Origin of the sequence: Myxococcus sp. CA023 (assembly GCF_010998615.1) — a bacterium.
Lineage (GTDB): Bacteria > Myxococcota > Myxococcia > Myxococcales > Myxococcaceae > Myxococcus.
In genome coordinates this window covers 85,269-99,561 of record NZ_JAAEAH010000025.1, presented here as the reverse complement: position 1 = coordinate 99,561, position 14,293 = coordinate 85,269, and the positions used below count along the sequence as shown (strand labels likewise).

General features: G+C 68.0%; 14 protein-coding genes. 7 read left to right on the top strand and 7 right to left on the bottom strand.

Features of this window, described 5'->3' with window-relative positions; genetic code table 11:
- The 4 genes from F8M74_RS13530 to F8M74_RS13515 form a co-directional block, all read left to right on the top strand.
- Window positions 1-390: c-type cytochrome (locus F8M74_RS13530; protein WP_163884424.1), on the top strand; the 390-nt coding region annotated here is incomplete at its 5' end.
- 20 nt (window positions 391-410) lie between these two features.
- Window positions 411-1,832: a cytochrome c oxidase accessory protein CcoG gene (gene ccoG, locus F8M74_RS13525; RefSeq protein WP_141255262.1), complete on the top strand. Its 1,422-nt coding sequence runs from the start codon at window positions 411-413 to the stop codon at window positions 1,830-1,832.
- 139 nt (window positions 1,833-1,971) lie between these two features.
- Window positions 1,972-3,345, top strand: coding sequence for an oxygen-independent coproporphyrinogen III oxidase (gene hemN / locus F8M74_RS13520; RefSeq protein ID WP_141255261.1), 1,374 nt, complete (start codon window positions 1,972-1,974; stop codon window positions 3,343-3,345).
- 11 nt (window positions 3,346-3,356) lie between these two features.
- On the top strand, window positions 3,357-3,935 hold the full coding sequence (locus tag F8M74_RS13515; RefSeq protein WP_171410264.1) for a hemerythrin domain-containing protein: 579 nt from the start codon (window positions 3,357-3,359) through the stop codon (window positions 3,933-3,935).
- Between the two features lie 73 nt (window positions 3,936-4,008).
- Here F8M74_RS13515 and F8M74_RS13510 read toward each other — a convergent pair whose 3' ends face one another.
- Both F8M74_RS13510 and F8M74_RS13505 read right to left on the bottom strand, forming a co-directional pair.
- Window positions 4,009-4,677 (bottom strand): DUF4476 domain-containing protein, encoded by a 669-nt coding sequence (locus tag F8M74_RS13510; protein ID WP_141255259.1) that lies wholly within the window; start codon window positions 4,675-4,677, stop codon window positions 4,009-4,011.
- Window positions 4,678-4,872: 195 nt separating this feature from the next.
- Window positions 4,873-5,481, bottom strand: a complete 609-nt coding sequence (locus tag F8M74_RS13505) for a 2,3-diphosphoglycerate-dependent phosphoglycerate mutase (RefSeq protein WP_141255258.1) — start codon at window positions 5,479-5,481, stop codon at window positions 4,873-4,875.
- A 169-nt stretch (window positions 5,482-5,650) separates the two neighbouring features.
- Between F8M74_RS13505 and F8M74_RS13500 the strand changes: the two genes are divergently transcribed.
- Entirely contained in the window at window positions 5,651-6,919 is a 1,269-nt protein-coding gene (locus F8M74_RS13500; RefSeq protein WP_141255257.1) for a crosslink repair DNA glycosylase YcaQ family protein, read from the top strand.
- A 9-nt stretch (window positions 6,920-6,928) separates the two neighbouring features.
- On the opposite strand, the gene F8M74_RS13495 is transcribed toward F8M74_RS13500, so the two are convergent.
- Window positions 6,929-7,408: a VOC family protein gene (locus F8M74_RS13495; RefSeq protein WP_141255256.1), complete on the bottom strand. Its 480-nt coding sequence runs from the start codon at window positions 7,406-7,408 to the stop codon at window positions 6,929-6,931.
- A gap of 71 nt (window positions 7,409-7,479) precedes the next feature.
- Window positions 7,480-7,941, bottom strand: coding sequence for a YaiI/YqxD family protein (locus tag F8M74_RS13490; protein ID WP_141255255.1), 462 nt, complete (start codon window positions 7,939-7,941; stop codon window positions 7,480-7,482).
- A 466-nt stretch (window positions 7,942-8,407) separates the two neighbouring features.
- Here F8M74_RS13490 and F8M74_RS13485 point away from each other — a divergent pair, with 466 nt between their 5' ends.
- Together F8M74_RS13485 and F8M74_RS13480 are read left to right on the top strand one after the other, a co-directional pair.
- A complete protein-coding gene (locus F8M74_RS13485) occupies window positions 8,408-8,857 on the top strand; it encodes a hypothetical protein (RefSeq protein ID WP_228559399.1) in 450 nt (149 codons plus the stop codon).
- 55 nt (window positions 8,858-8,912) lie between these two features.
- Window positions 8,913-9,311, top strand: a complete 399-nt coding sequence (locus F8M74_RS13480) for a GFA family protein (RefSeq protein WP_141255253.1) — start codon at window positions 8,913-8,915, stop codon at window positions 9,309-9,311.
- Window positions 9,312-9,345: 34 nt separating this feature from the next.
- Here F8M74_RS13480 and F8M74_RS13475 read toward each other — a convergent pair whose 3' ends face one another.
- The 3 genes from F8M74_RS13475 to F8M74_RS13460 form a co-directional block, all read right to left on the bottom strand.
- Entirely contained in the window at window positions 9,346-10,398 is a 1,053-nt protein-coding gene (locus F8M74_RS13475; RefSeq protein WP_141255252.1) for a lipase secretion chaperone, read from the bottom strand.
- A 23-nt stretch (window positions 10,399-10,421) separates the two neighbouring features.
- Window positions 10,422-11,348, bottom strand: a complete 927-nt coding sequence (locus F8M74_RS13470; RefSeq protein ID WP_171410263.1) for a triacylglycerol lipase — start codon at window positions 11,346-11,348, stop codon at window positions 10,422-10,424.
- An 827-nt stretch (window positions 11,349-12,175) separates the two neighbouring features.
- Window positions 12,176-14,155: an alkaline phosphatase family protein gene (locus tag F8M74_RS13460; RefSeq protein ID WP_141255250.1), complete on the bottom strand. Its 1,980-nt coding sequence runs from the start codon at window positions 14,153-14,155 to the stop codon at window positions 12,176-12,178.
- Window positions 14,156-14,293 lie beyond the last annotated feature (138 nt).

Below are 14,293 nucleotides of genomic sequence, written 5' to 3'. Positions count from 1 at the left end.
GGTGAGTACGCCGCTGAGTCCGCGGAGGTGGCGAAGCGCGCGTCCGGAAACACGCCGGCGTCTGACGGCATGCTGCTCGCGCTGGCCAAGGACCTGGCGTCCCTGGAGAGCGGCAAGCAGGTGTTCCAGGCGAACTGCGCGGCCTGCCACGGCGCGCAAGGGCAGGGCTCCATCGGCCCCAACCTGACGGACGCGTACTGGATGCACGGTGGCGGGCCCATGGCCATCCACAAGGTCGTGGCGGACGGCGTGGTGGCCAAGGGCATGCCCGCGTGGGATCGCACCCTGGGCGCCGAGCGCGTCAAGGCCGTCACCGCCTACCTGCTCACGCTCAAGGGTACCAACGCGCCCGGCGGCAAGGAGCCGCAGGGCGAGCCCGAGCAGCCGTAGCTCACGGAGAGGATGCAGTCATGTCTGCGGCACCGCAGCGGGATGGCCCGCGCATCGACCAGCTCACGTCCATCCACGCGGATGGTTCGCGGCTGGCGCTCCACCCGGCGGACGTGCGCGGCCGGTTCATCACTTGGCGGCGGGTGGGCTTCGCGGTCCTCATCGCCATCTATCTGGCCCTGCCACTGGTGGAGGTGGGGGGCCACCCGGCGGTGCACCTGGACGTGGCGGCGCGCCGCTTCTACCTCTTCGGTGGCACGTACAACGCGCAGGACTTCTGGCGCGTCCTGTTCCTGCTGACGTCGGTGGGCTTCGGCCTGCTGTTCTTCACCGCGTGGCTGGGACGCGTGTGGTGCGGCTGGGCGTGTCCCCAGACGGTGTTCCTGGAGGCGCTCTATCGCCCCATCGAGCGGTTCTTCGATGGGCCCCGGGAGCGCCGGCTGAAGGCCGCGAAGGAGCCGTGGACACCCGTGCGCGTGGCGCGGGCGGTGCTCAAGCATGGCGCGTACGTCGCGGTGTCGCTGCTCATCTCCCACGCGGCGTTGAGCCTCTTCGTTTCGGCGGGAGGGCTCGTCGCGATGGTGGCCGATGGCCCGGTGGCTTCGCCGGTGGCCTTTACCTGGGCCATGGCAGTGACGGGCTCGCTGTACTTCAACTTCGCGTGGTTCCGTGAGCAGCTCTGCGTGGTGGTGTGCCCGTATGGCCGCCTCCAGTCGGCGATGCAGGACCGGGACTCGCTCATCGTTGGCTACGACACGCGGCGCGGAGAACCCCGGGGCCGTCTCATCAAGGCCGCTCCGGGTGTCCCGGCCCCGCCTCCGCGTGGCGACTGCGTGGACTGCTTCAAGTGCGTGGCGGTGTGCCCCACGGGCATCGACATCCGCAATGGCTTGCAGATGGACTGCCTTGCGTGCGCGCAGTGCGTGGATGCGTGCGACGGCGTCATGGACAAGCTGGGCCGGCCGCGTGGGCTCATCCGCTATGACTCGCTCAACGGTTTGGACGGACAGCCGCGGCGGGTGCTCCGGCCCCGCTTGTTCATCTACGGCGCGTTGATGCTGGTGGCGGTGGTGGGCCTCACGCTGAGCCTCGTGCGGCGCGTGCCCTTCGAGGCGAACCTGCTGCGCTTCCAGGGCATGCCCTACGTCGTCGAGCAGGGCACGGTGCGCAACCAGTTCGAACTGCACCTGGTGAACAAGAACCCCTCCGAGACGGTGCTCACCATCCGCGTGGACAGTCCCGTGCCCGCGAAGGTGGTGGTGCCACAGGCGCAGGTGACGCTCGCCTCGCTGGAGAGCTTCCGCGTGCCGCTGTTCATCACCGTGGACCGAAGCGGAACGGAGCTTCCGTTCCACTTCACCGTCGAGGTGGCGGACTCGGCCTCCGGTGAAGTGAAGCGCATGGAAGCCCGGTTCCTGGGACCTGCCCCCACGGGAGGGTAGGGCAAGGTTCCCCCGGTCAGGGGCGCCACGGCGCAGGGGGTGCGCCGTGGGTGGATGGGGCCGCAAGGCCTGCGTGACTTCCTCCTCATCCCCGTCTTGGATGAGCTTGGCACGAGGCTTGGAATGGTGAAGCGGTGAGATGGAGCCCCCCCGCCAGGAAGTCCCCACGCCACCCGAAGCCCTGCTGAGCCGGTACGACGTCTCCGGCCCTCGCTACACCAGCTACCCCACGGCGCCCGAGTGGCGGAAGGACTTCGGTCCGGAGCATCTGGTGGAGCGGCTCGAGCATGCAGGCTCCCGGGAGCACGCCGAGCCGCTGTCGCTCTATGTGCACCTGCCCTTCTGCCGCAGTCTCTGCTGGTACTGCGGCTGCAACGTCGTCATCAGCCGGGACCGGGCCGCGGCGGACCAGTACATCGACCATCTGGAGATGGAGCTGGACCTGGTGGTGCAGCGGCTCGGCTGGCGGCGCTCCTTGTCCCAGATTCACTGGGGTGGCGGTACGCCCACCTTCCTGGATGAGCGGCAGCTCGAACGGCTGTGGACGGCGCTCACCCGTCGCTTCCGCATCGCGTCGGACGCGGAGGTGGCCATCGAAATCCACCCGGCCGTGACGACGCCCGGCCAGCTCACGCTGCTTCGGAGCCTGGGCTTCAACCGCGTGTCCATGGGCCTGCAGGACTTCGACGCGCGCGTGCAGGAGGTCACCAACCGCATCCAGTCCCCGGAGGAGACGCGGGCGCTGCTGGAGCACGCTCGGAAGCTGGGCTTCAAGGGCGTGAACTTCGACCTCATCTACGGTCTGCCGCACCAGGACGCCGTGGGGTGGGCCCGTACGCTGGACACGGTGTTGTCGATGCGGCCGGACCGGCTGGCCGTCTACTCCTTCGCGTTCATGCCCGAAGTGCTGAAGCACCAGCGACGCATGCCCGCGGAGGCCATTCCAAGCGGGCGCGCCAAGCTGGAGTTGTTCCGCTCCGCCTACGCGGCCTTTGTCTCCGCGGGCTACCGGCCCATCGGCATGGACCACTTCGCGGTGCCCGAGGACGAGCTGGCGCGCGCGCAGGCCGAGCGCCGGTTGGGCCGCAACTTCCAGGGCTACACCGTCAAGGCCGCGTCGGACGTGGTGGCCATTGGCAGCACCGGCATCAGCGACGTGGACGGCGCGTATGCGCAGAACGTCCGCGCGCTGCCGCGCTACTACGAGCGCGTCTCCCAGGGCTGCCTGGCCACGGAGCGGGGCCTGTCGCTGACAGCGGACGACCAGCGCCGCCGAGCGGTCATCACCCGGCTCATGTGCAATTTCTGGGTGGATTTGGGGCCGGACGGCGCCGACTACTTCGCGCCGGAGTTGGAGCGGCTGCGCGCGTTCGAGGACGACGGCTTGGTGACGCGCACCGGCTCGCAGCTGGAGCTGACGCCCATGGGGCGACTCTTCGTCCGCAATGTGGCCATGGTGTTCGACGCGTATCTCGCGGGGACGGAGCGCCCCCGCTTTTCCCGCACGGTGTGAAGGGGTCGGTCATGGATGCATTGGACGTGTTGAACCAGGAGCACCGCCACATCCAGCGTGTGCTGGAGGTCCTGGAGCGGTCGGTGGCGAAGGGCCGCGATGGGGAGTTCGTCTCGGCCTCGCTCTTCCTGCGCGCCGCGAACTTCTTCCTCACCTTCGTTGATGGCAGCCACCACGCGAAGGAGATGGTGCTCTTCCAGACGATGGTGGCGCACCGGCTGCCGCTGGCGCCCGGGCTGCTGGCCCAGGTGTCCGGCGAGCACGGCACTGGCAGCGAGCACGCGGTGGCCATGCTCTGCGCGGCGGAGGCGATGCTGCGTGGCGGGGAGACGGACCCCTCGCGCATGCTCGACGCGGCCGACGACTGGCTGCGGTTGTACCGGGGGCACACCGGGGTGGAGGAGGCACAGGTGTTCCCCATGGCGCGGCGGCTGCTACCCGCGGGAATCCTGGACCGGATGCGGACGCGCTTCGCCCGAATCGAGGCGTCGCATGGCTCGCTGGCGGAGGCCGCGGAGGCCATGGAGCGCGCCTTCGCGCCCGTCCCGGCGGGACGTCTCTTCCCGCGCGGACCGGTGTGCTCGTTCTAGCGCGCGACGGGCGCCGCGGGAGCACTTCCCGCGACGCCCGGAGTCCTGCTGTCTACGTGTCTGCCCGCGCGGCTCAGTGCTGCGAGAGAATGTCCTCCAGCCGCTTCTTGTCGCTGGAGAAGGAGAAGTGGCTGTAGAGCATGTGGCCGTTCTGCGGGTCCAGGATGTACGGCTCCAGCTCGCGCACCACGGCCAGCTTGTCCTGGGTGAACTGGAAGTTGCCCAGGAGCTGGCCCACCTGGGAGACCAGGAAGTAGTGGTGCTGGGCCGCCGAGACGAGCACGCGCATCTTGTCCTCGGCGAAGGTCTGCAGGGAGATGGAAGAGTGGATGCGGCGCAGCTCGCTGTCCGAGATGGGCCGCACCGCCGGCTGCGGGGGCGGCGTCGGCGCCGGCGGCGGGAAGACGGTGGCCAGCAGCGGCGCCCTGTTCACCAGGTCCTGCACGGAGTTCAGCGTCTCCTTGGCGTTGCGGAACTTGTTGCGCTCCTGCCGGTTCATCCGCTGCTCGGCATCCTTCAGCAGCCTCTCCAGCCGGTCCAGGCGCTCGTTCAACTCCCGCCGGTCCACCACCACCTGGCTGCCGGTGTGCTGCGGCGGGTAGTTGGGCTGCTGCGGATGGTGCGGCTGCGGCATGGGCTGGCCCGGCGGCGGACCGTGCGGACGGCGCATCTCCGCCTGGGCGTGGGCATCCAGGGAGGGAAGGGCGAAGAGGAGAGCGAGGGAGGTGATCAGGGCCTTCATGGGGGAGCGTCCTTTCATGTGCTCGAAGCATCTGACGCGCCGGGGCCGGTTACATTCAACCGGACGCGGTAGGGCGTGCAGCCTGCCTCCGGACCACGGAAGTTCCCCCTGGAACGGTATGAGCCGTCCTCGCGCCGCCGTGCGTATCCCATGACTCCAGGGGGGATGGGTAGCCCCCCTGTGCCTTCACCTGCGTCAGGGGGACGCGGTGCGCTTGGACAGCACCTCGCCGTCCGGCGACATCTCGTAGACGAGTGGCACCCCGGTGGCCAGCTCCAGCCCCACCACCTGCTCCCCCGTGAGGTTGTCTAGCTTCATCACCAGGGAACGGTTGGAGTTGCCGTGGGCCACCACCAGCACGTTCTTCCCCAGTCGCAGGTCCCCGGCGATGGCGCGCTCATAGAAGGGCAACACGCGCTTCGCCGTCATCTCCAGGGACTCGCCGTTGGGGGGCGGCACGTCGAAGGAGCGGCGCCACTTCTTGATTTGCGCGTCCCCCCAACGCTTCGCGGCGTCCGCCTTGTTGAGTCCCTGCAGGTCGCCGTAGTTGCGCTCGTTGAGGGCGGCGTCCCGGATGGTGGGTACCTGCTGTCCCAACGAGTCCAGGAGGATGGACAGCGTCTCCTGCGCCCGGATGAGCGCTGACGTATAGGCGACGTCGAACTTCATCCCTTTCAGCGCCTCCGCCGCGCGCCGGGCCTCCTGGCGCCCCTGGTCGGTGAGGGGGACGTCGACGAGGCCGGTGAAGCGGTTCTCTTGATTCCACAGCGACTGACCGTGTCGGACGAGGACGAGGGTAGGCATGGCCTCCAGGTAATCCGGAAGCCCTGGGGCGGCCAGGGGTGTACGCGTTCACCCGGGGCCGGGCGTTCCTGGCTCTACAGTCTCTCGCTCCGTTCAGGCTGGTTTCGCACGCGGTGCCCCTGGTGGCGCCGGGGCCCATCGCACTAGAGGGAACGGAGGAGGAGACACCATGGCTCGCAAGGCCGCCGCATCCGCTGATTCCGCTCTGAGCATCACCCTGGCCCGCGCCCGTGCGCACTGGCTGCGGACGCAGGGGCTCGCGGAGCCGCTGAAGGGGCGCCTGGAAGAGGTGGTCGCTGCGACTGGCTGGGTGCGGACGCTGGGAGGCGTGGACGTGTACCTGGCGGTGCGGGCCCGAGCGCCGGGGCTGCGGCGGGCGGACCTGGACGCGGCGGCGGAGGCGTCCCAGCTCCAGGTGATTCCCGCGGTGCGTGGCTGCATCTACCTGGTGCCTCGCGCCCACGTGCCCCTGGTGATGCGCGTGGCCGAGGAGGCGTACCGCAAGCGGGCCGACCGCGAGCACGAGAAGGTGGGCCTGGACGCGAAGGAACTGGCGGACGTGGCCGAGGCCGCGCTGGTGGCGCTGCGCAAGGGGCCGCTGTCCACGGACGCGCTGCGCAAGGCGATGCCCGCGGGCGTGGTGCGCAGCCTGGGCGAGGTGGGCAAGAAGGTGGGCCTGTCCTCGACGCTGCCGCCCGCGCTGCGCCACCTGGAGTTCGAGGGCAAGGTGGAGCGCCGCACCGAGGGCGGGCGGCTGGATACGGAGCGCTACCTCTGGCGGCTGACGGCTCGCAACCCCTTCACCGGGGCCAAGGTGCCCGCGGCGGCGGAGGAGCGCAACGCGCGGCTGGCGGCCATCTTCTTCCGCCAGTTCGGTCCGGCGACGGTGGAGGACTTCGCGGCGTGGTCGGCCTTCTCGCAGCGGGACGCGAAGGCGGCCGTGGCGCGGGCGGGGCTGGTGCCGGTGGCCGTGGAAGGGTACTCGGAGGCGGCCTATGTGCCCGAGGACGTCCTGGCTGATTTGCGAGAGAAGGTCCCCGCGGCCACGTCCGTGTCCCTGCTGCCCGCGCATGACCTGTATGTCTCGTCGCATGGCGGGCCCGCCTGGGTGACGGACCCCAAGCACCATGGCATCGAGGTTCCGACGTGGGGCTCCGCCAAGGGTGGCACCCTGGGCGAGGCCGCCCACATCTTCGTCCGCCCCGTGCTGGATGCGGAGCGGCTGGTGGGGCTGTGGGAGTTCGACCCGAAGGCGGACGACGTGGTGTTCCACACCTTCGAGCCGCTGGCGCCCAAGCGGCGCAAGGCCGTGCAGGCCCTGGCCGATGACACAGCCACGTTCCTTCGAGAGGACTTCAGCCTCGCGCGCAGCTTCAGCCTGGATAACGAGGACTCCGTGCAGAAGCGCGCGGACTTCGTGAAGTCGCTGGGGACGTAGGCCAGAGCCTCAGCCCTGGAACATCTGCGTGAAGCGGCGCTGCATCTCCTCGGGGGACACGTTCTCGATGCGGGCGTTGAGGGCCCAGCGATGGCCGAATGGATCTCTCAGGTGCGCCGAGCGATCGCCGTAGAACTCGTCCTGGATGGGGCGCTCCAAGGTGGCGCCCGCGTCGATGGCGCGCTGGGCGGCGGCGTCCACGTCATCCACCCGGAGGTTCAGCGAGCATGTCGTGCCCCCGCGGCTCTGGGGGCTCAGGATGTCGTACTCCGGGTATTCGTCCGCGAGCATCAGCGTCACGCCGCCCAGGTCCATCTCCGCGTGGCCCACGCGCCCGCTTGGCTCGGTGAGCCGGTACTTCTCCTGGGCGCCGAAGGCCCGTGTGTAGAAGTCGAGCGCGGCGGGCGCGTCCTTCGTCACCAGGGCCAGGGAGAGGCGGGGGCCCTCGGGGAGCGTCGCGGCGGAGGAGGACGGGTTCTTGTCGTTCATGGAGTACCTTCCCGGCTGGGTGTGGATGCCAGGATGATGCCTCCGCCGCGCTCGGAGGGATTGGACGAATTTTACTTGGGCTCCGCTTTCACCAGCCGGGTCAGCTCGCGGTCCAGGGCGGCGGCGAACTGCTGTCGGTCCTGTGCCGAGTAGCCGTCCGGGCCTCCGGTCGTCACGCCGCTCTCCCGAAGCTCCTGCATGAAGTTCCGGACGGAGAGCCGCTCGGCGACGTTTTCCTCGGTGAAGACCTCTCCGCGCGGGTCCAGCACCACGACGCCCTTGGGCACCAGCAGCGCGGCGAGCGGAATGTCCTGGGTGACGGCCAGGTCCCCCGGCTGCGCCTGCTGGGCGATGTGCTGGTCCGCGACGTCGAGGCCCGCGCCCACCTGCACGCTGGAGACATAGGCCAGCCGTGGCAGGGAGAGCGCGCGGTTGGCCACGAAGACGGTGTGAACCTTCACGCGCTGGCCAGCACGCAGGATGATGTCCCGGACGGGGCCCGGGCAGGCATCGGCATCGACCCAGATTTTCATGCGGGGACGACTATCTCAGGATTCGCGCGCGGACTCACCCACTGCGCGCCGAGCGCCTGGAGCCGGGCTTCGGCGAGCTGGGCCTGGACTGGACTGGAAGGGGCGCGACCTCGGTGGGCGTTTCGGCTTCCTGCTCGTGCATTGTGCGAAAGGCTACCGGGCGAAAGGGATGCCTTGCACGCCGGTGGGGACGAACGGCCCGGGGGCGGGGACAAGCCGTGAGAGGCAATCCCTTGCGGTCGTCATGGTGCAATGTGTCATCCAAGATGGGAGACGTCGGCTGGGGGGCTTTGTGGAAGGACTGGCGGTCGCATCTATGATGACGCCCATGCCTCTATTTTCAATGCGTGTCGTCATTCCAATCATTGCCATCGCCCTGCTCACCTCGGCTTGCGGTACTGAAGCCACGGGGGAATGCCAAGGCACCCTCCTGGGCACCCGTGTGAAATGGCCCATCGATGGAGAAATGTCCCGGTGGATCCGCAATGGCTCCGGCGGGAATGGGCAGCACGGCACCTGGATTGACCTGAGCTACGACCCCAAGGGCGCCGCGGGTATGACGAGGTTCGGCGTGGACATCCGGCTCGTGAATGGGGCTGTCGTCAGCGGCGGGCCGGTGACGGTGGCGTTGGCCAACGAGGACGGGCAGCGGCTGGTGCCGGCGGCGGACTCGCTGGTGGTGGACTGGCTCGCCAGCGTGGCGACACACTCGACGACGGGCTTTCCCGTAACGACGGGCGCGCCGGTGGCGGGCTCGGTGACCCTGGACGCGGTGAATGATGACTTGGCCGCGGGCCGCTACGTCTATCGTTACAGGGATGGCAGTGAATTGACCTGCACCTTCAACGTGCCGTCGCCGGAGCGGGCCGCTGGCTTCTTGGGCGGGGACTACGATGACGATGATGATGACGATTGAACCCGGCTCATGAATTTCGCGCGCTCGCTGGTGGCGTGTGTCGTAGAACGAGCGCATGAACAAGAACACGGGTGGCTGCTTTTGCGGAGCGGTGCGGTATGAGGTGAGCGCGCCGCTGACGGCGGTGACGTACTGCCATTGCTCGAAGTGTCGCAAATGGCATGGGCACGTCGGGGCCTATGCGGCCGTGGACCGGGATGGCTTCCGGCTCACGGAGGCGCACGGTCTCAAATGGCACACCGTCTCGCCCACGGTGCGGCGCGGCTTCTGCGTCGAGTGCGGTTCCAGTGTGCTGTTCGATGAAGCGCCTTCCGCGAAGATGTCGATTTGCGCCGGGACGTTGGAGTCGCCCACCGGCATCCGCGAGAAGGCGCACATCTACCTGGGCAGCAAGGGGGACTACTACGACATCACTCCGGGCCTCGTGGAGTACGACACCTTCCCTGGGAAGTGAGCACCCGCCTGCTCACACCTCGGCGCTGTGAGGCTCAGGGGGCTCCGGACGCCGCGTCGATGGCGTCCAGGGCCTCCACCCGCAAGCGCTCCTCCGGGGTGAAGGAGTCGAACAGCAGCCGCTGCACGGCGGCCTGACGCGCGGCGGGGTTCGGCTCGGACTGGCCCAGCGCCTCCCGGCGGGAGCGGAACTCCGCCAGCCGCCGCTTCCACTCGGCCTCCTCGCGGTCCATGGCCTCCAGCCGCTCGGTGGCCTCCGCGCCCACGGTGGCCAGCCGGTGCTGGCGCAGGTCCTCGGCCGACGCACCGGATTCCACCAGCTCCCGCTCTACCGCCTGCTGCCGCAGGGGGCGCAGCGCCTCGTCTCGGCTGGCGCGGTACTCAGCGGGGAGTTGTTCCTCCAGCGCGGCGATGCGGCGTTCGCGCTCCTCGGGCGACAGCGTGGTGTCCTGCTGGAGCTTCATCCGCTCCACAGACACCGCGTCCACCCGCTCCTCGTCACCGAAGAGTCCCTCCGCCCAGGGGCCCAGGTGCTCGCGGCGCAGCTCGCGCAGGGACTCCAGCCGCGCGCCCACGTCCAGCTCCGCGCCCCGCTGGTTCGCCGCGAAGGTGCGCGCCGCGTCGCGATACGCCAGGTAGTCATCCAGCACGCGCACGGCTTCCTCCATCGCCGCGGCTGACAGATTCTTGGCCCGCAGCGAGGCAAGGATGCGCTCGCGGATGACGGGCAGCCCTTCCTCGCCCATCGCGGAAAGGTAGTAGTCGAACAGGCGCCGCAGGTCCGCCGACACCACCAAGTGACCCGACGCATCCACCTGCACCGAGCCATCCTCCTCCGTGTCCTGGAGCGAGCCCGGCATGGGGGGCAGGGCGGGCGCGGCGGACGTGGTGTCCGCGGGCGACGCGGTGGGCACGGCACGTTGCGGCGCCGGTGTATCCACGCGCGGCGCGGAGGGCACCGGCGGTGAGACAGCGGCGACAGCGGGCCCGGGCGGCGTGGGCGTCGCCCGGGCCTTCCACCATGAGAACACGCCCGCACCCAGCAGGGCGCACAACGCGGCTACGGGGATGACGGCGCGGTTCTTCATGGCGGTCCTTCGCGCGCGGCCGACTAGAGGCCGAGCCCCTTCAGGCGGTTGGCATGGTTGCGGAACACCGTCTTCGGGTTGGTGAAGAAGGCGGTGAGGCCCAGCACCTGGTTCACCTCGTCCAGGTGGTTCATGTCGTAGTTGTCACGCAGCACCGTGCCGAAGTGCGAGCTGCACCTGCCGACCAGGCCGTCGTTCGCCTCGCTGTAGAAGAACGCGCTCAGCTTCATCGGGTAGTCGGACACGTCGAGCAGGTTGGTGAAGGGGTCCGTGCCGGACCAGGAGTAGTAGCGCTGGCCCTGCGTGCCCGTCGCGGCGCCCTGGCCACAGCTGCTGGAGGGGATTCCCGCCGGGTACTTCTGGTTGAACGCCGCCGTGCCAGACTTGCTGAGCGCCGCCAGCGCGCCAATGGCATCCTGCGGGTTCGTCTTCCCCGACAGCAGCCCCAGGACGGTGCCCAGGTTGTTGGCGAAGTAGGCCAGCACGCTCTCCGTGAAGGAGCCGCCCCGGAGGTTGCCGCGCAGGTAGTCGGCCAGGTCCGCGCCCTTATGCGGAGAGCCCACCGTCGTCACGGACGCCACCAGGTCCGGGCGCACCGCCGCCACGTAGCGCACGTCCAGGCCGCCGTGGCTGTGGCCAATGAGGTTCACCTTGCCCTTGCCCGAGCGCGCGACGATGTCCTTCACCTGCGCCAGCAGCGCCTCGCCACGCTGCTCCGTGGTGTTGAACTGCGGAACGCTCGTCACGTACACCGTCGCCCCGCCCGAGCGCAGGTCGGAACCGATGCCGTAGAAGTAGTCGTAGACGCCAAACAGCGAGTCGAAGCCCGCCATGCCGTGCGCCAGCACGATGGGATAGCGGGTCTGCGTTTGGGTATTCGCGAGCGCGGGGTGCGCCCACAAGCCAAGTGTCGCGACAGCCAGAACCAGTGTCCGGACAGCGTTTCGCATGAGGAGGGGCTCCTGTTCGGGGGACGGGTCCACTGCGGATTGACCCGCGAATCAACGCGTAGGCCAATCACAGACCAGAATCAAGGCGCCTCCTGCATTATCGGCAAAACGGGTGATGCCAGTTGTCGCATGTTCCTGCTGTATTGCGCCAAGGGCTTACGACGCGGTGCGTTGTTTTGCGTCGTGAGCCTCTGTGTCGCAGTGCGTTGGCCGCCCCTGCGGGGTGAAATCTTGAGTCACTGTGTCACGGGTGACTCATTGGCTGTGGAATCCATGCTCAACGGAAAGGCACGCTCACGCATCAACGCGCGCATCCTCCGGGGCCGCAAGGGGGGGCGAGGCGGCGGCGTGGACCACGCGCAAGAAGACGACCCGGCGCTGACGTTCGAAGGGCGTACGTGCTCACCAACGAAGGCTCCGAGTTCATCCGCGTGGCGCGCCACGTGCTCGCCACCGGGAAGCGCGAGCAGGTGGAGACGCTGAACTGGGACAGGCGCCAATGAGCCGCGCGTTCCCAAGGACAGAACGGACGCGCTCGTCGAGACGGTCCGGAAGAACGGCGTGCCCATCGACTCCTTCGTCCTCCCCAATGATGGACATGGATTCAGCAGTACAAGAGCGAAGAGGAGACCCCGTGAGAATCCTCTCCTTCCTGGACCAGCACCTGCGACGACGGCAGTGAGCCCCGCGCCGCTGCGTTTCAGCGGCGCATGCGCGCTTGCAGGAGCGCCTTCACCTTTTCATGAAGAACAATCAACCGCGCTCCCACCGGGCCCGATGGCGTCTCGAACTTCAGGAGGCTACGATGAACGCCTCGGCGTCTGGCCTCAATCCTGAAGCGAAAGGTATCGGCCCTTGCGGAGGTGGATTCTCCCGCCTGCCTCGGGCTGGAACGCGAGCACGAGCGCATCGCCCATCCGCGCCATGCCGAGTCCTCCTCCGGGCGCGCCATGGGCCCCGAGGATGGGCGACTGCGGACTCCAACCCGCCTGTGCAAGGGTGCCAAAACCATCGTTGAAGGACGCAGGGGTCTGCGAGCCGTAGACCACGGGCCTGGCAGGCGTCATGAGGCCACTGAGAGAAAAGGTCTCCGTCATGAGCGAAAGTTGAGAGTCCACCGGGTGCACCAGGTGGAGCACTCCCGCGAGTTCCGCCGTGGCGAGGGGACTCCCCGCCGCGTAGGGCCTGTTCCATTGCTCTGGCTGTTTTATATCACTGTCCGCGAAGGGTTGAGGGGCGAAGGCGGCGACTGGGAACTGACTGGGAGACCACGTGTCTCGCGTCGTGCTTTCATCCACCCCGGGAAGGTCGATCCCGGGGAGCGTGAGGGCCACGTTGACCACGTTGAATGGAGCGGTGTTGTACGAGACCACGGACATATCGGGGCTGCCCGTCGGCCTGTAGATGAGGTAGAGCGAGGCCCCCAGCGAGCCCAACGTCATGGGCCCCTCGGTGAAGGCGCCTGGGACCTGCACCTCCCCTGCCCACGCCCCGCGCTGGTGGATGCGCGACTGGATCGCGCCCTCCTCCGTCCGATAGGTCAGCATGAGGCGCTGCCCGTCCGCGAAGGCGACGAGGGACAGCGCACCGCGCGCGCCGGTGGCGACCTGAGTGGGCGCGGAGGACCACCCGTTGCCAACCGCATACGAAAGAGCGTTGAGCGTGCCATCACGCGTCTCGTAGACGAGCACCAATTGGTCCGTCGTGGCCGCGAGGGCCATGGGCCCACTCCCCGAAACTCCGAGCGAGCGCTCCGCCGACCAGATCGAGGACTCCGACGTGCGAACGCGGAGTTCACCTTGCCTCGTCGCGTACACGAGATGGAGCGCCCCCGCGAACTCCGCGAGCACGAAGTTCGCCGCCTCGGAGACCGGAGTGGGCGGCACATCCTCCCACCGGAACTGCCTGCCCCAGAGGAACTGGAACCAGTTGGAAGAGGCGTCATTCTTTCCCAGCGAGCCCAACTGGAAGTTCTCCTCAATGGTACGCAGCAGGCTGTAGTGGTTGTAGCCCTCGGCCTGCTCGCCGGGTTGAATCATGTCGCCCAGCAGCACGGTGTAGATCTGGTTGGGCCCGTCGTAAGTCATGTGTTCCGAGCCCTTCACGTAGGACTTCTTGAAGTCCGCCTCGTCGAAGGTAATCACCACGAGCGTTCGTGGCGGCAGACGTGAGTCCGGTCCCGGGAAGCCCAGCTTCCCCATGAACGACTCGAGCCACTTCGCGGCCTGGTCGACGAGTTCGGGCGCACGCTCCTCCGGCTCCTCGCGCGTACCGGTGCGATAGTGGCCGTCATTCCAAATGTTGGGAGTGAACCAGGCGTAGTTCGGCAGGGTGCCGTTCTGGATATCCATCCAGAATGCATCCTCATCCTGGATTCGCTCCCAGCGGGCGCTGCTCTTTTGGATGTTCTCGAAGGATGAGAACGGGTTGTGCCTGATGACGTAGGGGCTATCAGGGTCCTGAGTATTCAGATCGAGCGTGGGCGACCAGGGCGTTTTCTTCGGGTCGTAGCTCTGCATGTACGCCTTCCACGTCAGTCCCCGCGGTGACTCCTCGATGAGGTCGACGATGGTCCGCTGAGGAAGTGGCTTGGGCTGGTAATCGTCTGCGACGTTGCAGAGCTCCCCGGCAATCGACGCGATGTAGTTGGTCTGCGAGGGATGCATGACGCCAAAGGAATGGCGCAGGGAGATGCCCTGCCGTGCCAGCTTCTTGAAGTAGCGGTTCCGCATCACGTAACTGCGGTACTGGTTTTCGAGCATGATGATGAGGACGTGCTCGAAAGCGCGGTGGTGCTGGATGTTCATGATGGAGCTCCTGGGTGAGGTGGTCGCTCCAGCATTGCAAGCCGCGCACCGCGCGCACTCTCCAGAGGAGATGCGACACGCAAGTGGCCTGGCCCGTCGCGGTGACGTGTCAGTTACGTCCGTTGACACGTCAGCCAC